The organism is Sorangium aterium (assembly GCF_028368935.1).
In the GTDB taxonomy this organism is placed as follows: domain Bacteria; phylum Myxococcota_A; class Polyangia; order Polyangiales; family Polyangiaceae; genus Sorangium; species Sorangium atrum.
Map to the genome: position 1 here is coordinate 1,176,513 of NZ_JAQNDK010000005.1, position 24,353 is coordinate 1,200,865.

A 24,353-nucleotide genomic window follows, 5' to 3' on the forward strand; every position below is an offset into this window, starting at 1 on the left:
GAAGGAGTGAGGCAGGCATGTTTACGGCCATCGCATCATCCCGGCAGCCCATCCGGCTGCACCAGCTCCAGGGAACGATCATCGCGTCCACGGGCCCCTACATCGCGAAGGCCCAGGGCGGGCAGCTCCTCGAGCAGCGGAAGACGGAGGCTGTGGCCGCACCGGATGATCAGGGGGTGTTCTCGCCCCCTCTCGACCTGAAAGATATTCGTACCATCGACGGACGGTGGCCAGACTGCGCCTGGATCTCGGCTCAAGTGGGGTGGGCGTTCTCGGGCAGAACGCCTTATCCGAGGGAAGGGATGCTCCGCTGGGACGAGGGGCGTGGGCAATGGGTCGAGCAGCCGGGCATCGCGTGGGCCCGTGGTTGGGCGGACGGGGTGCTTGCCGTGGCCGTCGACGGCAAGCTCAGATGGGTAGATGGCTCGGACAGACCCATCCCACTTCTGTTCGTCGAGCGCCCCGTTCCGGATTTCTTGAGTTTGTCGTCCTATAAGGTAACGAAGGACGGCGACATTCTCTTCGAGATCCAGCGGTCCCCACACTTTGCGCCTGGATGGTGGTTGTTCCCGCGAGGGGGAAGCGAAGGGGAGAGGCTCGACTTCCAGTCGCTCCCCGAGTTGGCCGGGTCGAGCATCTTTGTGAACTTCGGTCCTTCTCCCTATGATTGGATCGCCCAAGGGAGATTGGCGTCCGAGGAGCCCTTTGGTGCTTACCACCTTGATGGAAGATGGCACATGCTTCCGCAAATGCCATTGAGTAGCAAATGGGTCCAGCGCGAGCTGGTGGTCTCGCCCCTGGGCGGATTTTATATGGTTTCGTTCGAGCGCTTCGGCTCATTGTCTATTTGTCGGCTGGTGGGAGGGCAGGTCTGGGAGCCCATTCCGATTTTCTTCTATCCGAACCGGTGCTTTCCATCTGACTATCAGCTCCGCATCGACGAGGAGGGCGATCTGTGGCTCGCTATTGACTTCGGAGATCTGAAGCAGAATGATGTCGTTCTCTATCATGCGCGCGGCTGAGTAACGCATGCCGCTGACTGGATGCCGATCGCGAGGTCGGTGCGTGAGACTCGGTGGAGCGTCGGTGCTGCTCCACGGGTTCACCGGAAGGGCAGCGGATCTTTCGGCGGAGACACGTTGAGAGGCTGCGTCTTGGTCAGCGCCGTGTGCTGGTCATAGACATTGTGGCTCTCCTGGTGCGGGTTGCCATTCCTGAACCAGTTCCACTGACCGGGGCGCGTCGGATCGGGCTTGGCATCGGCCAACTCTTGGGGCGTAGGTGCCCAGGTCACGCTGTTCCCAATGCCGATGGGAGGTGCAATGTGTTGGCCGATCCCCCAGACGAGATCGTTCGGGCCGCAGACGTTGCGGTTGGGGAAGGCGCCGGAGACCTGCTGGGCTACGCCGTTCGGCATGCGGCCCGTGTTGCATGAATTCAGGGTGATGAGCAGCGCTCCGTTGTAGTTTCCGGCAGCTTGAATCATCTGAATGAGCTGGTCTGGTGTATGTGTCGTGCTCATCCCGTTCACGTCTGACGACGCGACATGGTGGGGTTCCCCATGGATCACGATGCGATAATTCGCAGGATTTGGCGCGATGCGTCCTATGGCATAACGGACGGCACTGTCGTGCAGCGGGTTGCCGATAACGAGACAGGAAAGGCCTAACGGGTCCGCGTGAGTGGTGGGGCTGCCGTCAAAGGCGAACAGGTTGCGGCCACCGAACAATTCCAGCGGATCCGGGCTCAAGAAGCGCGCCGTCTTCGGATCGAAGTAGCGGTAGCGGACGTAGCAGAGCTCCGTTTCCTCGTCGTGATACTGTCCGAGCAGCCGGAAGGGGGACGCCACGGGCGGGCCTCCCGCAGGACGTACGGTCTCGACGGTGCGGCCGAAGGCCGAGTGACGTGCTGACCACGCAACCTCACCCTGCGGGCCAATGAGCTCGGTCGGGGTGCCAAGGTGGTCGGTGATCACCGCATAGATCTTCGTGCCGTCCTGCTGGAGGAGCGGGCTCATCGTCCCTGGCTCGTGTACGAAGATGCGCACACCGCGCTCCGAGTCGAGCTCGGCGGCTAGGCACAGGCCGTCCCACAGGTACTCGACCACGCGGGGCATCGGCGCCTCTACCGACTCGAGCGCGTTCGGGGCGGAGGGCGGGACGATCTCTTTCCTGATCCGTCGGCTGAAGGCATCGTAGGCGAAGAGGACGCGCGTGCCGTCGGGGCGACGGACCTCGCGGAGCTGGCCGCGACAGTCCCAGAGGTACTCGGTCTCCCCGTCGGACCGTGTCTCGCGCGTGCGTCGGTTCGCGTTATCGTAGGTATACGAGGCCTCCTCGGTGCGGAGCAAAAGGCCGCCCGGCGCCGTCTTCCAAGACGAGCCCGCGGGCTTCAACGATCCCCCCGCGTCGTAGGCAAAGGACTCGTGCCCTTTCGAGCTGCTCGCCTCGAGCAACATCCCGAGTCTGTCGTAGTGGTAGTGGGTGACGCCCCAGCGCAGGTCGTTGCGCTCGACGAGCGCGCCGGAGGCATCGTGGGTGTAGAGACGATCCACGAGCGTGCGTCCGGCGGCACCGACCCAGTCGCGCGTCGGGCGCGCCATCGGGTCGACCTCGCGTCGCGCCTCCACGCCTGCGCTCGAGAAGACCTTGCGGATCATCGAGCCAGCGAGATTGCGGTGAATCTCCACGCGGTAGCCGTCGTGATCGAGAGAGGAGACGTTGCCCTCTTCGTCGTAGGCATAACGGGTCACGTGCCCGGTCGGGAGGTGGCGTGCAATGCAACGATTCTGGGCATCGTACGCGTAGCGGATGGTCCGTCCGTTTTGTGTCTCGGCCACCACACGGCCGAGCGGATCGCGCTCGACCCGCACGCGCACCTCCCCGGCTGGATCCTCGACGGTGTGCTCGACAACGAGCTCCTCGGGCGTCTCGATCCTCACGGCTCCGTGCGGCGTCTCCTCGGCAACGATCGCCCCCGCCCCGTCGTGGCGGAGTGCGCGGAAGGTGCCGTCGGGGTTTTCCACACGTGCCAGGCCGCCGTTCTTGCCGTGGCGCGCGCGACAGACGCGGCCGTCATACGACCGGTACTCGCGGAGGTTGCCTGCGCGGTCGTACCGGAGATCGAAGGTCTCCCCCTTCGGGTTCTTCACCTGCTGCAGGCGCTCGTTGAGATCGAACGACAAGGACCAGATCGCCCCGTCGGGTTGAGTCACCTCGATCGGGGATTTCAGGCCGGCGTAGCGAAACGTCTCGACGCGCCCGAGAGCGTCCATGCGGCGAGTGAGGCGGCCGAGCGCATCGTGCTCGAAGCGCACCGAGGTTCCATCGGGCATGTGAAGCGCGACCGGCCGGCCGAGCGCGTCGAGGTCGCGGCGCGTCACCCTGCCAAGAGGATCGGTATAGACGACTGGCCTTCCGAGCGCGTCGTGGCGCCACCGGCGGACCGCTCCACGGGGCGTGTGCTCCTCGATTGCGTTGTGCTGCTCGTCGTAGATGAACGCCCCGCGAAGCCCGTCCGGTCCGTGCACCGCGGCGAGGCGTCCTTGCTCGTCGTACGTCAGCTTGAGGAATGCGCCGGACGCATATTTCACCGAGGTGAGCTGGTTCCGAGAGTCGTAGCCATACTCGGTGGTCAGGCCGTCAGCGCGGCGTCGTACCAGGAGATCCTCCGAGTACTCGAGTTCGATCGTGCGGCCGAGAGGATCAGTGATGCGGGTGATGTTCCCCCGCCCGTCGCGGGTGAATGTCAGGGGGTCGCCCGCAGCGTTCTTTGTCTTGAGGAGCAGGCCGTCGGCGTCGAACTCGAGATCGCGTACAGCGAGGCCGTCGGTCGTGGCCTCGCGTATCACCGAGCCATCCTTGGGCCGCCACGTGAAGACGCGGGGCTCCGGGTTACCGGTGAGGTGAGTGATCCCCTGTTGGAGATCATAGGTGAGATCGCCGGCGTGGAGATCGCCGTCTCCCCAGGAGCGGATGCAGCGGCCGGACTCGGGATCGTAAAGGTAGTGGAACGATAGGCCGGTCGGCAGCGTCTTGCGATTGAGGCGACGCTGGTCGTCGTAGCCGTACGTTTCCGCGTGACCGAGCGGATCGATGACGCGCACGAGTTCGCCGTCGTCGCTGTACGCGAACAAGATCGAGTGGACCGGAGCGCGCTGCTCGCCGCCAGGGGGAAAAACATCGAGGCGCACGATATGGCCGTCACCGTCGTGGGTAATGACGATCGTCCGGCGCGCGGCGTCGATGATGCGCGCTAGCCGCTCCGCGTCGTATTCGAGAACGACCTTCTGCCCTGACTCATTGGCGATTTCGTGGAGGAGCGCACGACCGCCGCTCGGGCGAAAGGTCCGTGTGAGGCGCGTATCGAGTGAGAAAACGGTGGCACCGCCACGAAGGTCGCGGGTGATGACGAGGCGCCTGCCGCGGTGGAACGCTGGCTTCCGTGGCTTCGTATCGGACACGGTGATCGTCGCGCCGTCTGCATCACGGAGGCGCAGCGTGTCGCCGTCGAGCTCGATCCACTGGTGGTACGTGTGCGTCCAACCCCCGCGCCCGAGCGGGGTGTGCTCGCGGATGCGAGAAGAGCTGTAGAGGCGCTTCCAATCGATCGGGATGAGGCCGGGAATCGAGATGTCCGTGGTCTCGTCGATCATAGCGCCAGATGCGACGGAGATCGGATCGAGAACGACAGTCATGTTGACGGTGGTGTTGTTGGCCGTGGTGGCTTGGATGATGTCCGCCGCCAGGAGCACACCGCTGACCTGGGAGACGTTTGCAGCCACGCCAGCCGCGTTGAGGCTCACCTGGTCGCCGGTACAGGCGATCCCACGATCGCTGGACTTGATGGTTGTTGACGAGGTGGAGACATTGCACGCCTTGTTCACGACGAGCGTCACCACGTCGCCCCCGGTCCCCTGGCAAGGCATGTTGCCTGGCTTCTCGACATCCATCGTGCTGCCATGCAGGAGCACTGGCGCACCGCCAATCTCGATCCGCTCGCCTGTATCCGTGGCACTCGACGAGAGTGCGACGTACGCAAACGGGCTGGGTACCGGCCCGGTCGGAGGCGGCGGCGGCGCCGTGCTGACGGCAGGGAGCGGGCTCGGACAGAAGTGATTGCTCCGCGTCGTCGCAATATATTTGTAATTGATCGTCGCCACGGCGTTCTCTCCCTCTCCCGCTCGCCCCCTGCGCTCAGCCCCGGCTCTGCGCCACCTTCAGGAACGCCGCCAGGTTCGCCTCCGCCCTCGCCCAGAGCCCGCTCACGTCGACCGCATCGGGTAGCCGCAGACGCGCGCGCAGCTCGTCGATCCGCGCCTCCACGGCGAGGCGCGACAGCCTCCTCGACGCGCACTCCTCCACGGCCCCTGCGATCGAGAACTCGCGCCCCCCGCGGTAACGCCCCTTTGGATCGAGCCGCAGCGCCGCGATCGCCTCCCGCCAAGCCCCAGCGTCCAGCTCCCGCGCCTTCTCGACGCTCTGCCCGAACAGCGTGCGCAGCGCCTCCGCCGCATCGTCCGCGAGCGCCTCGTCGTCGAGCCGCTGGATTATCCAGCCGGCGCTCGCCGGGCAGCCGAAGCGCGCCACTGCGGAGAGCGCCGCGCGCGTCGGCCGGTGGCGGCCGAGCAGGCTCTCGAGCCGAGGCCAGTCCCCCGGCTCGCCGGCCAGCGGGAAGAGCTCCGCTGCGCGCAAGCCGAGCCGCACGCTCAGCGCCTCGTCGCGCACCAGCCCCACCTCGCCGCCGATCACGAGCACCCGCGCGGCCGACCAGGCCACGTCGGGGGAGGCCCCGCCGCAGAGCTCCCGCAAGCGCTCGACGAAGCGCGCACGCTGCGCCGGCGGTAGCCGCTCACAGCCCCAGATCCCGGCGCGGACCACCGCGTCGTGCTCGTCGGCGAGCGCGGCGGCGAGCGCCTCGACCGGCAGCTCGCCGCGCATCGAGCGCAGGTTCACGCCGGCAGCCCGCGCGATCGGGTGCGCCGACGCCGACAGCGCCCGCGCCAGCCCCGCGAGCCCAGGCCGCTCGACCAGCGCGAGCGCCTCGGCGACCGCGATCGCATGGTCCTCGGCGTCCTGCGGGAGCAGGTGCGCCGCCCGGTGGATCGCGGCGAGCGCGTCGTCGCCCGCGAAGGCGGCGAGCGAGAGCGCGCCGGCGAACGACTTCCACGGGTCGTCCATCCAGCGCTCCCAGAACGCGGCGACGTCGATCAGCGCGCGGGGCCCCGCGGCCACGATGGCGTCGATCTGCCGGAGCATCCGCGCCTCCGTCTCCGGCAGCCACGAACGCCGCCCCTTGACGCGGTCGCGGGCGAGCGCGGCCACGAGCTCGGCGCAGTGATCGACGACCGACGCGTAGAACCCCGCCAGCGTCACCTCAATCACGCGCCCCGCGTCGAGCCGCACCGCCGGCGCGGGGGCGCTCTCGCGTGGCAGCGCCGGGAGCGCTGGCGCCACATCGTTCGCCGCCCCGCTGCTCGCCGCGCCCGCCACCCCAGCCCCCTCCTCGATCCACGCCTCGTCTCCCGGCTCCTCCACCTCAGCCGGCGGCGGCACGAACACCTCGCGCTCCACCCCCCGCGCGATCACCGCCCCCGACAGCGGCGTCATCACCGGAAGCGCCCCCTCCGCTCCCGCCGCGACCTTGCCTGCTCCCGTCCGCGCCGCGGCTCCGAGCGCGATCCCGCGGGTGCCATCGCGGGAGATCGCCCAGGCCACGAACGACCTCCCGGCCTCCGGCGGCGCCGCCCCATGGCGGACCGTCGCGAACGCGCACGCGAGGCCCATCACGCCCGCCGCGGCCCCGAGCTCGCCGATCTCCGCCTCCAGGCAGCGATCGAAATAGCTCGGCGACAGCCGCTCCGCGCACCGCGCCGTGGTGAACTGCCACTCTCGGCACCGGAGCGCGCCAACACGCCCCTGCCCGAAGACGGCCTGGATCGACCCAGCAGCGGAGGGCAGGCTCCGGAGGAGCGCCGTCATCGCCGCCGCGTCGACGGGCTCGTCGTCCTCGTCGGTCGCGCGCCCCGGCGCGTACCGGCTCGCCACGATCTCTCCCACGCCCGCCAACCCCCACCGCGACGCCTGCTCCGCGGAGGCCACGAGCAGCGCCCCCGCGCCCTCGGACGGCGGCGGCGGCGCGAGCAGCCACGGGCTCTCCGGCCTCCGCCGCCGCTCGGCGAGCGCGTCCACCCCGGCGAACGAGTCGACGCCCACGAGGAGCGCGGCGCCGCCCGCGCCGCCCGCGAGCAGCTCCGCGATCCGCGCCAGCGCCGCGAACGCGCCCGCCGCCCCTGTGAAGCGCTGCGCCGCGGGGCCGAGCGCGCGGGCCAGCTCCGAGAGCGCTCCCTCGGGCAGCCCCGGCCGTGGCGCCGGCGCCACGACGAAGCGCGGGATCCCCGCGGCGTCGCCTCCCGGGAGCGCCGCGAGCGCCTCGGCGACGGCGCCCCGCGCGAGCGCGAGGAGGCGGCCCGCGTCGGCCTGCGAGGGCCTGATCCACGGGCAGTAGCGCGCGTCGATCCGGCGCCCGTCGGGTCCGATGAACGGCGACGGCGGGGGCGGCGGCGCTCCGGCGCGCGGGAAGAAGACGTGATCGCGCGCCGAGGCGCCGGCGGGCGAGACCAGGCCGAGGCCGAGCACGGTGAGCTTCATCGGTGCGTGAGCGAGCCCGACTGCTTCGAGCTCCCGGTGATGGTGATCGAGGGGGACTTGATCGTGACGCCCGCCGGCGTCGCCGAGATCTCGGACGCCCCGCACCGGAAGGTGATCGGGCTGCCGCCGAGCTTCAGGTTCCCGCTCACCTCGAGCGTGAGCGCGCTCTTCGCGGTGAGCGTGTACGAGCCGCCCGCGCTGATCCTCAGCGCGCCCTTCACGTCCGAGGTCATGGCCCCCGCGACGCTCCGGGTGATCGCCCCCCGGCTGCCGATGTTCAGCGATCCGAGCCACTCGCCGAGGCCCCCGCCCACCGTGAGGCCGGCGCTCGCGGCGCTGCTCGTGTGGCTCCCGTTGATCACGGTCGTCGCGGGGCCGGCGGTCACCCACGAGACGGGGCCCGGCGTGGTCAGCGCGTAGAGGGCGCCCACCGCCTCGGTGTACGACCCGCTCGCGACGACGCTGCGGTGGCCCGGGCCGGGGCCCGCCGGGCCGCCGCCTGCGCCGCTCGCGCCCGCGGCCCCGCCGCCCGGCGCCGCCTCGCCCTGCGCGGGCCGGCCGTGATCCCACGGCATCGGGCTCGACGACCCCTTCACCGCCGCCAGGATCGCCTCGCCCCCCGGCAGCAGCGACATCGCGCTGCCCGCCGCGCTGTCCTTGATCGCGGCGAGCGCGCCCTCCGCGCCCTTCGCCTGGTAGCCCTCGTAGGCCGCGCGCGACGCGCCCATCGCGGACGCCGCGATCTGCCCGGCAGCGCCCCGCGCGCTCACCTTCGACAGCAGCGCGGACGCGGCGAGGTTGGCCGCGCCCTTCACGGGGTTGCCGGCCTGCTCCACGAGCATCCCCCCCACCACGGCCGTCTCGGCGCCGACCTCGCTCACGAAGTTGCCCCCCGCGCTCTGGCGCTGCGCGGCGCCCACCGTCACGCTGCGGGAGCCGTAGCCGCCGATGTACCCGAGGTGCACCGAGGTCGACTCGTCGCCCCCGACCTCGGCCTGCAGGGCAGCGCCGACCTGGAGGTCTTCGTTCTTCAGCGTCTGCGCCTCGTGATCGCCCCCGACCGTCGTCTCCTTGGCGAAGGGCGCGTGCACGAGGACGTGCTCGCGGCCGGCGGCGTCGTCCATCTGGATCGCCGTCCGCGCCCCCGCGCCCGGCGAGCTGTCGGTCGCGATCGAGGTCACCGTCTTGTTCGCGGGCAGCGCGAGGGGCGGCCGCTGCTTCTCGTTGTACGAGCGCCCGAGCACCACGGGGCGATCCGGATCGCCGTCCTCGAACATCACGAAGACCTCCCAGCCCACGCGCGGCAGCAGCATCGGATCCGGCAGGTGCGGCTGCGCCACCCGCACGGGCAGGCTGCTCCGCTGGTCGCCCTCGCCGTGCAGATCCCAGTGGAAGCGGAGGTGGACGCGGCCGAGCGCGTCGGGGTGGATCTCCTGCCCGCGCTCCCCGGTGACCCAGGCCGACTGCACCCCGGCGATGCGCGGCCTCGGCGTGACCTTCGGCAGGCGGAAGGGCACGCTGGCCGGGATCGCCCCGACACTCGCGCGGAAGACCCCATCGCCCGCGTCCCAGCGCAGCGCCACGTCGGTCACCACGAAGTCGCCCCCGGCCTGGACGAGGCCGTGGTGGTCCGGCGCCTCCACGAGGCGGCAGCGCGCGCCGGGCGAGAGCGCCAGCGCGTTGCTGTCGAACGACAGGCGCGCGGCCTCGGCGCGCAGCGACTCGAGCCGGATCCGCGCGCGCTCCGCGCCCTCCGCCGGCGAAGCGAAGCCGCCGGGCGCCTCGTAGACCTCCACGTCCCGCTCCGCCTCGACGCCCCCCGAGGCCTCGGCCTCGAGCGCGAGCCGGGGCTGATCGGGGCTGTGATCGCGGAGGACGACCTTGCCGGCCGCGCGCCGGATCCGCCGCGCCGCGTCCACCGCGACGGGCCCCGGCTCGTCCAGCGTGCTGCGCGTGACCAGCGCGACGCCGCCCGGGTAAGCGTCCTCGGCGGAGGCGGAGTCGTCCTCGAGGACGAACACCTCGCCCTCGCCGTCGTCCTCGAACCGGAAATACAGCCCGTGCTCCTCGCAGATCCGCCGGACGAACGCCGCGTCGCTCTCCTGGTACTGCACGACGTAGCGGCGCTTCGGGTAGGGCGCCGCGAGCCGCTTGCGCACGGTCCTGTAGCCGCCCCCTCGCACCACCTGCTCGACGATCTCCGGCGCCGTCATCTCCTGGAAGGTGCGCGCCCTCCGGGTGAGCCCGAGCAGGGCGAAGCGCGACGCCAGCGTGAGCCGGTAAGCCCGGAGGTGCTCGTGATCGCTCGCGATCACGGCGAACCGGGCGACGACGCCGAGGAACGTCCTGCTCCCCGCGGGGGCGTCGAGGGCGAGCCGCCCCGCCTTGCGGAGCACGCTCCCGGGGGCGACGAGCGCGTCCCTCGGGCCGTGGAGATCGATCTCGAACGCCGAGGCCTCCCCGAGCCGCTCCACGCCGCGGACGCGCGACGGCGAGAGATCCGGATCGCCCTCGATCGTCAGCGCGACGCCGCTCACGGCAGCTCCACCCGCGCCGAGAAGATCCGCACGAGCGCCGCCATGTCGATCACCAGCCGGTCGCCCTCGATCCGCACCGCGCCGCCGGGCTCGATCCGGAGGCTCGAACCCGGCACCTCGAGCTCCAGCGTCTCCCTGGCGCGGAGCCGGAGGTGGCGGGCGTCGAGCGCCAGCGTCCCGTGCGCGTCCGGCGCAGGCGCCGAGGCCGTCTGGAGCGCGCCCAGGATGGCGACGCCCCCGGGCGCGTCCGCGAGCACGACGGTGCGGCCCTCGCGCATGCACTCCTCGATGAACGCGGGCGAGACGCCGGCGGCGAGCGTCGCGAGGAGCCGGCGCCCGTCGCTCGAGCGCACCTGGAACGCGGGGCGCGCGTCGCTCTCCTCCTCGCCGCGCGCAGCGATCATCTCCACGACCCCCGGGTGGAGCCCGGGACCGAGGGTCTTCGCCTCGCCCCGCGCGGGGCGGGCGGTCGATTGCTGGACCGTGCGCGACCTAGCCATAGTGATGAACCCCTTCCTCCACGCTCGACGTCGGACCCTCGAGCTTGCCCGAGATGGTGATGGAGCCGGGGGTCATGGTGATCGTCACCCCCTGCGCCTTGATCGTGAGCTTCGCGGCCGCCTCGACGGCGACCTCGGCGCCGGCGATGTCGGCGGCGCCCCGCGAGGTGGTCGTCACCTTGCCGAAGCTCTCCGCGACGTCGCCTCCGGCGGCGACGCTGCGCGAGCCGAAGCTCTCGGCGTAGAGCCCCCGCACGGTGAGGGCGTAGGAGCCGGCGTCGATCGTCTGCGCGCCCGAGACCTTCACGATCGCCGCGCCGGCCACGCCCACCGACTCCGACGGGCCGGCGGTGGTGCTCACCGAGCCGCCGACGAGCAGCGTCGAGGCGCCCTTGACGAACACGCTCTGGTGCTCGACGCCGACCTCCTCCTTCGCGCCGCCCACCATCCGGACGAAGCTCGGCGTCACGGTGAGGTAGTCGCCGCCGGCGCGGATCACGCGGGCGCCCCCCACGGTGATCGCCTCCGAGGCCGCCTTCAGCCCGTAGTTCGAGTCGACCGCCACCTTGCGCTCGCCGCCCACCTCGAGCGACAGCGCGCCCGCCACCTTCTCGACCCGCCGCTCCTTGACCTCGACCGTCCGTGCGCCGCCGACCACGCGCTCGGATCGCCCGGCGATCTCGGTCCGCTTGTCGTTCTCGGTCCGCTCCCGGTAGTCGCCCGACGTGTCGAGCCCGAGGCGCTCGTTCCCGGCCTCGTCGCTGATCCCGACGCCGCTGCCGCCCGAGCCGCCCGGGGTCGCCCGCGTGCCGAAGCGGGTCTCGACCTTCTTCGCGGGCAGCGCGGCGGGCGGCGCCTGGACGGCGTTGACCATCCGGCCGAGGATCACGGGGATCTCCCCGCCCCGGTCGCTGAAGCCGATGAGCTCCTCCCAGCCGACCCGCGGGTTCAGCATCGCGCCCGCGAGCTGCGGCTGGGTCACGCGGGCGAAGCCGGAGCTCCGGTCGTCCGACGTGTCGCGCGTGTCCTGGCGATCCCAGCGGAGCCGGAGGCGGCTGCGGCCGTGCTCGTCGAGGGCGATCTCCTTTCCCGGCGGCCCGGTGACCACCGCGGTCCCGGCGCCGCCGCGAGGCGCGGGGGCGCGGCGCGCCGGGCGGAAGCCGTCGCGCGCCGGGACCGCCTCGAAGCGAGCGCGGTAAGCGAGCTCCTCCGGACCCCCCTCCGCCCTCGCCTCGTGCACGACGGCGAGCACGAGCCAGCGCGCGTCGCCGAGCTCCTCGGGCGGGCCGGTCACCTCGACGATCTCGCCGGCGCGGAGCTCCGGCGCCGTGGCCTCGCCCTCGAGCGATGTCGCCCCGGCCCGGCGCTCCGCGAGGCGGATCGCCGCGAGCTCGCGGCCCGCGTCTGGATCGTCGAGGGCGCCCGGGACCTCGTACCACTCGAGCGCGCCCTCGCCCGAGGCGCCGCTCAGATCGAGCATCGGCCGCGTGAAATCGTACGCCTTGAGCGCGACCTTCTCGACCGCCACCCGCCTGCGGATCCGCGCCGCGTACAGGGCTCGCCCGGGGACGAGCCCCGCCTCGTCGCGCCACGGGATCGCCGCGCCCGAGTCGAGGAACGTCTCGGGCGCGTCGGCGACGTGGAGGAGCGCGGGATCGCCGTCGTCCGGGAACCAGCTCATGCCCTCCTCGGCGAGGAGGCGGGCGCAGAAGCCGAGGTCGCTCTCGAAGACCTGCGCGCAGTGGGGCCGCTTCGCCGTCGCGCGGCGGGCGCGGAGGTCGAGGCGGACGCCGTGATCGCCGAGGACGCGCGCCGCGATCTCGGTGGCGCTCTCGTCGACGAAGACCCGGTAGTCGCGCGTCTCGTCGAGCCGGGCGACCGGCGAGGCGAGGGTCACGCGCGCGTGGGCGTCGCGCTCCTCGACGGCCTCCACAGCGAGCGCGAAGCGCCGCTCGACGCCGTGGAAGCGCAGCGTGAGCGTCGCTGCGCGGCCGATCAGATCGAGCGCCGCAAGCTCGGCGGGCTCGCCGCCCACGAAGGCGGCGCAGCGCGCGTGGGCCACCGTCGGGGCGCAGGCGCGCTCCTCGACCTGGCACGCGTGGACGCGGAGCTCGGCGTCCACGCCGGGGATCTCGAGCAGGATGGGTCGCTCGCTCACTTGCCCGCCTTTCCGCTGGCGCGCCGGGTCGTGCCGCCGTCCACGTGGGTGACGCCGCCGGTCGTCTTCAGCTTGCCGCCGCCCAGCGTCATCGTGCCCGCCGCGATGCTGCCGCTGGCCTGGATCGTCACCACCGGCGCGCTGATCGAGACCTTCCCGCCCGCGCCGATCGAGACCTTCCCGGCCGTGATCGTGCCCATCGACGCCTTGACGCCGACGTTCCCCGCGGCCCGCTCGTGCACCGCGCCCGCCTGGCTCCGCTTGCCGCCGTTGATCGACTCGGCGTAGCTGCTGCAGCGGATCGTCCGGGACCCGCGGCAGGCGTAGGTGCGCGCCCCCGCGACCGACTCGGAGACGCCGAGGCCGCTCGCGATCGACGTCGTCCCGAGCACCACCCGGGCGCAGCCGCCGCTGACGTTGACGTTGGACTGGTTGCAGAGCAGCGCGTAGCCGCCGCCCACGACCTCGACGCACGACCCGCTGGCCAGCACGGCGCGGTTGCCGGTGACGTCGACGAGCTCCGCCCCGCCGACGAGCTCGGAGCTCGCCCCCTCGACCGAGAGGAGCATCTCCTGCCCCACGTCGACGCGCTGGGTCGCCCCGACGCGCGCGGCGTGGCTCCCGAGCACGTTGCTGGTGAGCGACAGGCCGACGACCTGCGCGTCGTCGCCGTCGATCCGCGTCGTCTCCGGGCCGCCGACCTTGACCGAGAGATCCCGCGAGGCGTGGATCGAGAGCGCCTCCGCGCCCGCGTCGTCGACCATCGTGATCCCCTGGGTCTCGCCGCTCCTCGGCGTGGTCCAGGACTGGAGCGCGGTCGTCGCCGACGCCGCGGGGAGCGGGAACGGCGCGACCGCGGTCGCGTTGTAGGCGCGGCCGAGGACGAAGGGGCGATCCGGCGAGCCGTCGAGGTAGCCGACGTGGACCTCCCAGCCGACGCGGGGCAGGAACATCGAGGCGCCGAGCGGGTGCTGGAGGCAGCGGATCCAGCGCGAGGCGCGGTCGTCCGTGATCCCGGAGCGATCCCAGAGGAAGCGCAGCTTGATCCGGCCGAGATCGTCGACGTGGATCTCCTCGCCCGGCGGCCCCGTGATCACCGCGCCGTCGATGTGCTCCACCGCGGGCGCCGGGCGGATCGCGGGCCGGAAGGGCGGGTGAGCTCCACCGTCCGCGGCCTTCGTCGGCCTGAGCGCGATCCGGTTTCCATAGGGCGTGGCCGCGCCGCCGTCGCGGCTCGGCCGCGCGTAGCGGTGGGAGAGCTCGGCGACGAGCATCCGCTGCTCGAAGAGGTCCGCCCCCGCGCCCGTGATCTCCACGAGGCGCCCTGGCGCGAGGCGGATGCAGTCGCTCTCCCCCGTGACGGCGACCTTGTCGCGCTGCAGCTGCTCCAGCCGCCGCCTGGCCCGCGCCTTCGCGGCCTCGGCGCTGGGGACGCCGGCCGGGACCTCGAGCCACGCGAGCTCGCCCTCGCCGGCGTGGCCGTCGATGTAAACGTCCGGGTGCCGCACGTCGAAGTCCCGCACGTTGACCCGATCGGCCACGGCCCGCTCCTCCCACTCGAGCGACGAGAGGGCGCGCGCCCCGAGCTTCGCCCCGCGGGGCCCGGCGTAGGGGAGCGCCGCGCCGCCCTCGATCCCGTCGTGCGAGCCGTTGCCGTCGCCGAGGACGATGCGGTGCTCGCCCTCGGCCGTGGTGTCGAACCAGTACGAGATCCCCTCGTCCGCGAGCAGGCGCTCGATGAACGCCCACTCCGCCTCGGCGTACTGGACGCACTGGGGCCGCACCGGGTACGCGCCCGCGAGCCGCGGCTCGATCGCCGCCGCGGGAACGCCCGCGCCCGCCAGCACCTCGGTCACGACCTGCTCGGTGGTCTTCTCGAGGAAGACCCGGTAGCCGCCGCGCAGCGTGAGGAGCCATGGCGGATCCGAGAGGCGGAGCGCGTAGATCCGCTCCCGGCCGCGGCGGAGATCGCAGCTCGCCTCGACGACGAGGAGGCGGACGAGCCGCTCGGAGCCCTCGGCAGGGTCGACGAGCGCGAGCGTCGCCGGGGCGCGGAGGAGCGCCGCCAGATCCACCTCGTCGGGGACGGCGACGCGCACCTCCCACGACGAGAGGGCATCCATGGCCTCGCGCCCCGCGAGCTCCAGCACGACGCACTCCCCCAGCGGCTCGCAGGCGAGCCGGACGTCGACGTCGCTCATGGCTCCCAGGCCCGGGCTCCGCGGGGGAGCCCGGCGTCATTCCGCGGAGATCTGCGCATGTTCGCTGCCACCCCGAGATCGCTCCTGGCCACGCGAGGTCGCCGTGGCCGGTGTAGACAACAGCCGCAACACCGTAACAGAGCAGATCTGCGTGCCCGTTGGCCAGCCCGTCGAGCGGCGTCGGGCGGCGGACCGCCCGGGGAACGCTCCGATCGGTTTGAGGATGCACGCGGGGCTCGTCCTCGGAGGGCAGCATGACCATGCCCGCCGGCCGTCGTGAGTCTCTGGGCTCCCGGCGCACTCAGGCTCACACAATTACGCGCGTTCTGCCGGAATCATCTCTCTATTTCTGTCGAGCAGAGTGGTTATTTCAAGTGCGCCTGTGCGCGAGCATCGATATCAGAGCCGTGTGGGAAAGCTGGACCGGTTCGCGAAGCAGACGTTCGCGGAGGAAGCGGTGCGGGTCACGGGCAGCGCCGCCGCATGGCAGGAGGCGCCCGAGGTTCGCCTCGATCGGGTGCAGGCCGACGGCTACCTCCGGGTGCTGCGGCCCGACGGTCTGACTCCCCTGGCTGCGCCATGGCCGGAGGCTCGGGGACATGAGGAAACGCTCGTCGAGCTGAAGATGCCCGGCGATCACGTGGACGTGGTGGAGCTCAAGCGGGCGCTGCTGCGCCGGCAGGCGCGGGAGGTCGAGCGGGTCGAGGAGCGCGTGCCGCCGTGGATGGGGGAGGAGCCGTTGTGGCTCATCGCTCCTCACGTGCCGTCGTGGCTGCACGGCGTGCGGGCGCTGGAGCGGTTTGCGCCTGGCTGTTACCGTATCGGCCCCTCGCCGTTTCAGTTTCTCTGGATCGCGGCCAACGAGCTGCCGTTGCGGGACGAGCTGGTGCCGTTCCTGGTGGCACGCTCGGGACGGGCCCTGGACGAATTCGCCCGGTGGGTCGCACCGCGGCGGGAAGTGGAATGGGTGCTCTCCATGCTACAGTATATGCTGATGTCACCGTGGACCCAGGAGGAATTGAAGCGGCGGTTCGCTCGCTCCGATGATCCGGAGATCGAGGCGCGCCGACAGGGGATCCTGCGCACCTTGCTCGCGGACAGCCCGGAGGTGAAGGAGGAGCTCATCGAGGAGGGTCAGCAGGAAGGCCGGCTGACCGAGGCGCGCGCCGCGCTGCGCACGGTGCTGGCGCGGCGTGGGCTCACGCTCGGTCCCGCGCTGGAGGCGCAGATCGACGCCTGCGTCGACATGCCCACGTTGCACCGATGGCTTGAGCAGGCCGTGACCGCGGCCGGCGCAGAGGAAGCGCTGACGTAGATCGCGACGCGTCGCGGCTGCTTCCTTTCACGTCTACAGGTCTGACGATCATGGCCTTGTCCCAGGGCAGCCCGATGGCGAGCGACAGAGCCGACCTGGTCCACGACGCCTGACAGGCGCGCGCTTGCCGCGGTGGGGGTGCCCGCGCCGGTCAGCTCCTCGGTCACGAACTGCCCGGTGGTCTCCTCGAGGAAGATCAGTCAGCCGCCGCGCAGCGTGGCGTCGGGCAGACCACACGGGGAACGCTCAGCTCGGGTATATTCCCCGCGCGCCCGGCGCGGGGCGGACCCTCGTGAAAGAGAAGATTTCTCCAACCCTCTCGCAGGCGATCCTGCGCCCCGGCGGCGTGGAGACGCAGTCGCGGGCGGGCGACGTCCTGCCGCCGTCGAGCTTCGGCCCGGAGAGCCCCGGCCCGTCGAGCTTCCACCCGCCGAGCCGGTTCGACGAGTACCGGCTCCTCCAGAAGCTCGGCAGCGGCGGCATGGGCGATGTCTACCTCGCGCACGACACGCTGCTCGACCGCATGGTCGCGGTGAAGTTCATCCGCGCGGCGACCGCGGACGCCGAGGTGCGCGCGCGGCTGCTCGCCGAGGCGCGCGCGGCCGCCCGCATCCACCACCCCAACGTCGTCGCCGTCTTCCGCGTGGGCGAGCTCCGGGGGCGGCTGTTCGTCGTCTCGGAGTTCGTCCGCGGCCAGAGCCTCGACCGCGTCGACGTGCCGATGCCCTCGCGCCGCGTGCTCGATCTCGGGGCGGGCCTTGCGCGGGGCCTCGCTGCCGCCCACCGCCGGGGCGTGCTGCACCTCGACATCAAGCCGGCCAACGCGGTGCTCACCGCGGAGGGCGAGGCGAAGCTCCTCGACTTCGGCCTCGCCAAGCTCCTCGAGCCCGCCGTGCGGCCCGACCCGCGCGGAGCGCGATCCGACATCCCTGGAGGGCGATCCGACATCCCTGGAGCGCGATTTGACGTTCCTGGAGGGCGATCCGACATCCCTGGAGGGCGATCGGACATGCCCGGGGCCCGATCCGACAGCCCCGGAGGGCGATCCGACTCGCTCGGCGCGGATGCGCTCTCTGGCGGCGAGGCCCTGCGAGGGGCGCAGGGCGATACGGACGCGGCGATCGCACCAAGCGACGAGCCGCTCGAGGGCGAGTTCCGCGAGGCGGCCGAGATGGCGGCGCGGCTGCTCGACGCGACGACGAGCGTCGGCGGCGGCACGCCCCACTACCTGCCGCCCGAGCTGTGGCGCGACGAGCTCGCGACGCGCCGCTCCGACGTGTACTCGCTCGGCGCGCTGCTCTTCGAGCTCTGCGCCGGCGTCCCGCCGCACCACGACGTGCCGATGGGCGAGCTCCCGCTCGTCGTCCAGAGCGATGCGCCCCGGCCCCTCGCCGCCCTCGCGCCGGGCGTCGACCCGCGGCTCGCGGCCGTCATCGAGCGGTGCCTCGAGATCGATCCGGCCGACCGCTTCGCCTCGGGCGACGAGCTGCGCGACGCGCTCGAACAGCTGCTCGCCAGGAGCCGCCACGCCTCCGTCGCCCCGGAGGGCAACCCCTACCGCGGGCTCCTCGTCTTCGATCTCGAGCACCGCGCCGTGTTCTACGGGCGCAGCTCCGAGACGGGGACGATCCTCGACCGGCTCCGCTCCGAGCCCATGATCGTCGTGGCCGGCGACTCGGGCTCGGGCAAGTCCTCGCTCTGCCGGGCCGGCGTGCTCTCGCTCGTGCTCGAGGGCGCCCTCGGCGGCGGGCGCGCCTTCCAGACGGCCATGATGGTGCCGGGCCGGCACCCGCTCGCCGCGCTGGCCGCCGCGCTCGAGCCGGTCCTCGGCGCCCCCGCCGAGCGCATCGCCGAGGCCGTGCGCGCCGCGCCGGGCTCCCTCGCCCGGGACCTGCGCGCGCGGCTCGGAGAGCGCGGCGGGCTCGTGCTGTTCATCGACCAGATGGAGGAGCTCGCGACGCTGAGCAGCCCGGGAGAGGCGGCGCTCGTCGGCGAGGTGCTCAGCGCCTTCGCGGCGCGCTCGCCCTCCCTGCGCCTGCTCGCCACGGTGCGCGGCGACTTCCTCGCGCGCGTCGCCGGCATCTCCGGCCTGGGCGACGACATCGAGCGCGCGCTCTACCTGCTCCGCCCGATGTCGGCGGACAAGCTCCGCGAGGCCATCACCGGGCCGGCGCGGGCCAAGGGCGTCGCGTTCGAGTCCGACGCGGTCGTCGACGCGCTCGTCGAGTCCACCGCGCGCGCCGAGGGCGGGCTGCCGCTCCTCCAGTTCGCGCTCGCCGAGCTCTGGGACGCCCGCGCCGCGCCCGACGCGCCGCTCAGCAGCGCCGATCTCGCGCAGATCGGCGGGGTCGAGGGGGCGCTCGCACGCCACGCCGATCGCGTGCTCGGCCGCATGCCGCCCGAGGTCCACGCGGCCGCGCGGCGGCTGCTCGGCGCGCTCATCACCCCGCAGGGCACGCGGGCGCGGCGCGCCGAGGGCGAGCTCGCGGAGAAGGGCGGCGACGGGGCGGCGCGTGCGGCGCTCGACGCGCTCGTCCAGGGCCGCCTCCTGTTCGCCCGCGAAGGCGAGCAGGGGACGGTCTACGAGATCGCCCACGAGGCCCTGATCCACGGCTGGGGGACGCTGCGCCACTGGCTCGAGGAGCAGCGCGAGCAGCGCGCGACGCGCCAGCGCCTCGAGGCCTCGGCCGCCGAGTGGGAGCGGCTCGGCCGGCGCCGCGACGCGCTCTTCAGCGCGCGCCAGCTCAAGGAGGCGAGGGGCCTCGACCCGGCCGACCTGCCGCCGCGCGAGGCGGCGTTCCTGAGGGCGTCGCGGCGCGCCGTCCTGACGCAGCGCGCGGTCCGGTGGGCCCTCGTCGTGGGCGTCCCGCTCGTCGCCGTGATGCTCTATGGCACGCTGGAGCTCAGGGCGGCGCGCCAGCTCGCCGCGCGGGCGGACAGGAAGATCCACGAGGCCGCGCTCACCTCGTCCGCCGCGGCGATCGAGCGCGCCGAGGCCGAGGCGCTCCGCACGGAGGCGCTCTCCGCGTTCGATCGCCGGCTCCGTGACGAGGGAGAGGCGCTCTGGGAGCGCGCGCAGCGGCGCGCCGCCGAGGTCGAGCGGCTGCAGCTGCAGGTGAGCCAGAAGCTGGAGGCGGCGCTCACGCTCGACGGCGCCCGCAACGACGCGCGCGCGCGGCTCGGCGACGTGCTCTACGAGCGCGCGCTCGCCGCGGACGCGCGCGGCCACGCCTCGCTGCGCGACGAGCTGCTCCAGCGCATGACGACGTACGATCCCGACGGCGAGCGCCGGCAGCGATGGAACGCGCCCGCGGAGGTCGCCATCGAGACCGATCCCCCCGGCGCGGACATCACGCTGGAGCGGTACGAGAGCGACGCGGAGGGGCGCCGGCAGCTGGTCGGACAGCGCCTCCTCGGGACGACGCCCTTCGCGAGCATCGCGCTCGCGCAGGGCTCCTACCTCCTCACCTGCGAGGCGCGGAATCGCACCATCGTGCGTTATCCGTTCCTGGTCCAACGCGGAGAGTCATTGAAGCTCTCCATCCCGCTGCCGCACGCCGGGGACGTTCCTCCCGGGTACATCTACATCCCGCCGGGTCGGTTCCTCTTCGGCGCCGCCCTCGACGACATGTACCGGTGGGCGTTCCTCTCCACCGTTCCTCTCCACGAGATCCGCACAGGCGCGTACCTCATCGCGCGACACGAAACGACGTTCCAGGAGTGGCTCGACCACATCCAGGCGCTCCCGAAGGAGTCCCGCGGCAGCTCGTCCATCCAGGCGGGCAATGGCGCCATGACTGGCGCCCTGGGGCTGCGCCGCCTGCCAAACGGTGTGTGGCAGCTCACGATCCAGCCCACGGTGCAGGCGTATACGGCGCGGGCAGGGGAGCCGCTCGTGTATCCATCGCGGGCGGTCCGCGCGCAGCAGGACTGGCTTCGTTTCCCCGTCACGGGCATCTCCTTCGCTCAGGCCACCGAGTATGCCGCGTGGCTCCACAGGACAGGCCGCGTCCGCGGAGCCCGCCTCTGCACCGACTACGAGTGGGAGCGCGCGGCGCGGGGCGCCGACAGCCGCATCTTCCCGCACGGGGACAGGCTGTCTCCCGGCGACGCCAACTTCGATGAGACCTACGGCAAGGAGAGCTCCACGATGGGGCCGGATGAGGTGGGCTCGCACCCTGCCTCACGTAGTCCGTTCGGGGTCGATGATATGGCGGGAAACGTGCTGGAGTGGGCCATCTCTTCGATCGAGACCGACAAAGTGCTGTTGCGAGGTGGTGCTTATATCTATGATCAAACCTCGGTCCGAAGTGACAACCGGACCGTCGTTGATGGCACCTTCCTCGACCCGGTGATCGGGCTCCGCATCTGCGCCTCGTTCCCTCCACCACCGTGAAGGCGACGAGGCCCGCGGCGCTCGGACCGCCGCGGGGTTCATCGCTCGCGTGATCGGGGCTCGACCGCCGGAGGGAAGACCGTCGATGCGCAAGGCGTCACGGCTTTAGCGGCAGCGTTCGGAGGCGATCATGTTGAAGCGAGGGTTCCTGGCAGGGTCGATGGTCTTGCTCCTGTCGGTCGGCGCCGGCTGCGTCGCGGAGATCGACGGCGGCGAGGACGAGGAAGCGTTGGCGGAGAGCTCGTTCGCGATGAGCAGGCTCAACGGCATGAACCTGAACGGGGTCCGCTTCAACGGGGTTCGGTTCAACGGGGTCCGCTTCAACGGGGTTCGGTTCAACGGGGTCTCGCTGGACGCGACGACGCTGGTCGGGACGCGCGAGGGCGACGGCGCGCCGGTCGCCGGGGCCGACTTCATCGGCGCGGACATCGAGGCGGTCCTGGACGATGGGTCGTCGGTCGCCGTCCGCATCACGAACGTCGTCGAGCGCGACGGGCTCCTCTACTACACGGTGAAGCACAACGCCGGCCCCGGGGTCTGGGTGAACATCTGCGGCGAGGGCCTCGACGCGATCCCGGTGAAGGGGACGTGGGACGCGGTGACGGGGGCTCACTCGGACGACGCGGGCATGTTCACGTTCGCCTGTCAGGGCGCCGCGATCGGGAAGTGCGCCGAGTGGGGCTACAGGGAATGGGAGGCCGAGGCGGAGTGCGCTGCGAGCGGCTGCGAGGACAGGGATCTCTCGTACTTCCATCAAGCGTGCATCCGCATGGTGCGCGCGGACTACTGCGGCGACGGCGTGCCGCACACGCAGACCGGGACGGCGATCGACGTCTGGGATGCGCTCGGCATCCAGACCGAGACGGTGGGCTCCGGCATGAGCCTCGAGGCCGAGTGGACGGCGGACGGCGCCGCCTGCGTCAAGCACACCCGGTGGAAGGGCCCCGGCGGCAGCAATCCGGATCGCGACTACATCCTGGCGCATTGCCCGGAGCGGTGGGCCGGGGACGATCCGAGCTGCGGCGGGATCGGCTCGACCTTCCACAAGGAAAACGGCTTCACGACGCCGCTCGGCCAGCGGCGCATCCTGCGGAACGCGTCGTTCACGACCAACGTGAGCCCCCAGTAGGCGGCGCCGTCGCGCAGGTCCGGGCGCGGTCACGCCCGGGCCGGGGAGTGCCGGAGTGTGTCAGCGCTGCGGCGCGACGATCGAGGGTGTGTGTGCCGCGCTTCCCGCAGAGACCGCTGATCTCGACGCGATCGAGCTGCGACCGGCGGTGGTACATGGCTTGCGATAGCGGCCCGCACAAGCCGCCCTGTTCCAGGCTCCTCGCAGCGCTCATGAGGCAGCAGGCATGGGCTGGAGGTGCACGCCATGCTGCTCGACCGATCCTTTCGACGAACGCTCATCGCCCGTTTCCTCCTGAGCGCCGGCCCCTCGACGGCCGCTGCCCTCTTCGTCGCAGCTGCGGGCTGCGGGGAGCCCGAAGCCGAGCCCGCCGACATCCGGTGCTTCGAGTGGCACGAGGACCTCGGAGCGTGCCTGGACCGCCGGCAGGCGTGGGAGGAGTTCGAGAGCATCTACTGGCACTGCGAAGACAGGGTCGTGTCGGTGGAGAGCGACGGAGAGCTGCGCGACGGCGCGTGCTGCTACGAGGTGAAAGCCGAGGATCTGAGCGATACCTGCCCCATGGAGGGCCGGCCGTTCACGCTCGAGGGGCACCGGGTGACCGCGGCGCCGCGGGAGGCGGAGGCCGGATGGCTCGGGCGTGCGACGGCGAGCGGCGCGGGGGGGCAGCGGCCTTCGCTGGCGGAGCTGACGGACGAGGAGCGGGAGACGCTCGCCGGCGGCTGGCTCCGGAGCGCGCTCGAGGAGCACGCGTCGGTGGCGTCGTTCGCGCGCTTCGCGCTGGATCTCATGGCGCACGGCGCGCCGTCGTCGCTCGTCGAGGCCGCCCACATCGCCGCGCTCGACGAGGTCGGCCACGCCCGCCTCGGGTTCTCGCTCGCGGCCGCCTACCGGGGCGCCCCCGTCGGACCCTCGGCGTTCCCCATGCCGCCGGCGGTGCCGATCGCCGCGGATCTCGTGGCGCTGGCGCGCGCCGCCGCGGAGGAGGGCTGCGTGGGCGAGACCGTGGCCGCGGTGATCGCGGCGGAGAAGCGCGCCCGCGCCGAGGATTCTGCGGCGCGGGCGGCGCTCGAGGTGATCGCGGAGGACGAGTCCCGGCACGCCGAGCTCGCCTGGCTGACGGTGGCGTGGGCGATCGGGGCCGGCGGCGAGCCGGTCCGCCGCGCCGTGGCCGAGGTGTTCGAGGCCGCCGCGGCGTCGCTGCAGCGTCCGCCCCCGCCGGGGGCCGAGCCGGGCGGCGGCCGCGCCGCGGCGCTCGCGGCGCACGGCCACCTCGGCGGGGCCGACGTGCGCGCGCTGCAGGGCGCCGCGCTCGCCCAGGTGGTGCTGCCGTGTGCGCGCGCGCTGGGGCTCTGGGAGCGGAGCGCTGCCCGGAGCACCGGGCGAGTCGAGGAGAGGTACCGCCAGGACGCCTGAAGGCGCAGAGAGGTGTCTTCTCGGGAGACGCCGAGAGAGGCCTCGTGTTCTTCGTGGCAACGCGCAGGGGGCGATTCGCTCGCTCGCGCGCCGCGCGACCAGGCCGGCCCGCCAGGCGAGCAATACCCTCACGTCCTGACCGAAAGCTAAGGTACCACCCGATGCGCAGTCCACGCTATACATGCGCTGGCCATGCGCTGGACACCTGGGAAACGCAGTGCGAACCTCCGAGACCTCCGCGGCGCATCCGGCGGAGCGAAGCTCGGTGTCGGCGGGACGGTGATCCTGCTCGTGCTCTCGCTGGTCTTCGGCAAGGATCTCCTGTCGGGGCTCGGTCAGGGGGCCGCGACCCCCGGCGGGCAAAACGGGCGCACGAGCTCGCCCGAGGAGGAGCGGCTCGTCGACTTCGTGTCCTTCGTGCTCGACGACACCGAGGCCGTGTGGAAGCAGGTGTTCAGCCAGAAGGGGCAGGCCTATCCGGCGCCCCAGCTGACGGTGTTCACCGACTCCGTGAGGTCGGGCTGCGGTATCGGCGAGGCGGCGATGGGCCCGTTCTACTGCCCGGCGGATCGGACGGCGTACATCGACCTCGGCTTCTACCGCGAGCTCAAGGCGCGGTTCGGCGCGCCAGGCGACTTCGCCCAGGCCTACGTGCTGGCCCACGAGATCGGCCACCACGTGCAGAACGTGCTCGGGACCGAGCGCCGCCTGCGCCAGCTGCAGGCCGCGCGCCCGGGCGAGAAGAACGCGCTCTCCGTGAAGATGGAGCTCCAGGCGGACTGCTTCGCCGGCGTGTGGGCCCACTCCACGGCGAAGCGCGACCTGCTCGAGGCGGGCGACGTCGAGGAGGCCCTCCGGGCCGCGTCCGCGATCGGCGACGATCGGCTGCAGAAGGCCGCGACCGGCAGGGTCAACCCGGAGACGTGGACGCACGGCTCGTCGGCGCAGCGGGTCACCTGGTTCAAGCGCGGCATGCAGGGCGGCCGCGTCGAGGACTGCGACACGTTCGCGGAGGGCACGCCCTGAACAGGCGGCGGTGTACGCTGCTCGCC

General features: G+C 72.2%; 12 protein-coding genes. 6 read left to right on the plus strand and 6 right to left on the minus strand.

Annotated features, from left to right (window positions below; genetic code table 11):
• Positions 1-17: 17 nt before the first annotated feature.
• Positions 18-1,022: a hypothetical protein gene (locus POL72_RS42730; protein WP_272102641.1), complete on the plus strand. Its 1,005-nt coding sequence runs from the start codon at positions 18-20 to the stop codon at positions 1,020-1,022.
• A gap of 80 nt (positions 1,023-1,102) precedes the next feature.
• Here the strand turns inward: POL72_RS42730 and POL72_RS42735 are convergent, their stop codons facing one another.
• From POL72_RS42735 to POL72_RS42760, 6 genes are read right to left on the minus strand one after another with little or no spacing between them, the layout of a single operon-like run.
• Positions 1,103-5,161 (minus strand): DUF8616 domain-containing protein, encoded by a 4,059-nt coding sequence (locus POL72_RS42735; protein ID WP_272102642.1) that lies wholly within the window; start codon positions 5,159-5,161, stop codon positions 1,103-1,105.
• A 34-nt stretch (positions 5,162-5,195) separates the two neighbouring features.
• Positions 5,196-7,649, minus strand: coding sequence for a hypothetical protein (locus POL72_RS42740; RefSeq protein WP_272102643.1), 2,454 nt, complete (start codon positions 7,647-7,649; stop codon positions 5,196-5,198).
• Positions 7,646-10,186 carry a type VI secretion system Vgr family protein gene (locus POL72_RS42745; protein WP_272102644.1) on the minus strand — a complete coding sequence of 847 codons (2,541 nt, stop codon included), beginning with the start codon at positions 10,184-10,186 and terminating at the stop codon, positions 7,646-7,648. Before POL72_RS42745 ends, POL72_RS42740 begins: the two co-directional genes overlap by 4 nt.
• Positions 10,183-10,686: a hypothetical protein gene (locus POL72_RS42750; RefSeq protein ID WP_272102645.1), complete on the minus strand. Its 504-nt coding sequence runs from the start codon at positions 10,684-10,686 to the stop codon at positions 10,183-10,185. The genes POL72_RS42745 and POL72_RS42750 overlap by 4 nt, the downstream gene beginning before the upstream one ends.
• The gene (locus POL72_RS42755) at positions 10,679-12,844 is read right to left on the minus strand and encodes a type VI secretion system Vgr family protein (protein ID WP_272102646.1); all 2,166 of its coding nucleotides are present in this window, start codon (positions 12,842-12,844) and stop codon (positions 10,679-10,681) included. The genes POL72_RS42750 and POL72_RS42755 overlap by 8 nt, the downstream gene beginning before the upstream one ends.
• Positions 12,841-15,045: a type VI secretion system Vgr family protein gene (locus POL72_RS42760; protein WP_272102647.1), complete on the minus strand. Its 2,205-nt coding sequence runs from the start codon at positions 15,043-15,045 to the stop codon at positions 12,841-12,843. The genes POL72_RS42755 and POL72_RS42760 overlap by 4 nt, the downstream gene beginning before the upstream one ends.
• Before the next feature lie 382 nt (positions 15,046-15,427).
• On the opposite strand from POL72_RS42760, the gene POL72_RS42765 reads away from it, so the two are divergent.
• The 5 genes from POL72_RS42765 to ypfJ all read left to right on the plus strand — a co-directional run bounded on the left by POL72_RS42765 (position 15,428) and on the right by ypfJ (position 24,327).
• Complete coding sequence (locus POL72_RS42765; RefSeq protein ID WP_272102648.1) at positions 15,428-16,360, plus strand: hypothetical protein; 933 nt, start codon at positions 15,428-15,430, stop codon at positions 16,358-16,360.
• 292 nt (positions 16,361-16,652) lie between these two features.
• Positions 16,653-20,756 (plus strand): nSTAND1 domain-containing NTPase, encoded by a 4,104-nt coding sequence (locus POL72_RS42770; protein ID WP_272102649.1) that lies wholly within the window; start codon positions 16,653-16,655, stop codon positions 20,754-20,756.
• A 130-nt stretch (positions 20,757-20,886) separates the two neighbouring features.
• Positions 20,887-21,885, plus strand: coding sequence for an ADYC domain-containing protein (locus POL72_RS42775; protein ID WP_272102650.1), 999 nt, complete (start codon positions 20,887-20,889; stop codon positions 21,883-21,885).
• Positions 21,886-22,131: 246 nt separating this feature from the next.
• Positions 22,132-23,301 (plus strand): hypothetical protein, encoded by a 1,170-nt coding sequence (locus POL72_RS42780; RefSeq protein ID WP_272102651.1) that lies wholly within the window; start codon positions 22,132-22,134, stop codon positions 23,299-23,301.
• A gap of 192 nt (positions 23,302-23,493) precedes the next feature.
• On the plus strand, positions 23,494-24,327 hold the full coding sequence (gene ypfJ / locus POL72_RS42785) for a KPN_02809 family neutral zinc metallopeptidase (RefSeq protein ID WP_272102652.1): 834 nt from the start codon (positions 23,494-23,496) through the stop codon (positions 24,325-24,327).
• The last annotated feature ends 26 nt before the right edge of the window (positions 24,328-24,353 follow it).

Bases quoted from the DNA above. Each gene is read 5' to 3' on its own strand.
- POL72_RS42750 (WP_272102645.1), bottom strand. From the start codon at position 10,686: ATGGCTAGGTCGCGCACGGTCCAGCAATCGACCGCCCGCCCCGCGCGG.
- POL72_RS42740 (WP_272102643.1), bottom strand. From the start codon at position 7,649: ATGAAGCTCACCGTGCTCGGCCTCGGCCTGGTCTCGCCCGCCGGCGCC.
- ypfJ (WP_272102652.1), top strand. From the start codon at position 23,494: ATGCGCTGGACACCTGGGAAACGCAGTGCGAACCTCCGAGACCTCCGC.
- POL72_RS42760 (WP_272102647.1), bottom strand. From the start codon at position 15,045: ATGAGCGACGTCGACGTCCGGCTCGCCTGCGAGCCGCTGGGGGAGTGC.
- POL72_RS42730 (WP_272102641.1), top strand. From the start codon at position 18: ATGTTTACGGCCATCGCATCATCCCGGCAGCCCATCCGGCTGCACCAG.
- POL72_RS42775 (WP_272102650.1), top strand. From the start codon at position 20,887: ATGTTGAAGCGAGGGTTCCTGGCAGGGTCGATGGTCTTGCTCCTGTCG.
- POL72_RS42780 (WP_272102651.1), top strand. From the start codon at position 22,132: ATGCTGCTCGACCGATCCTTTCGACGAACGCTCATCGCCCGTTTCCTC.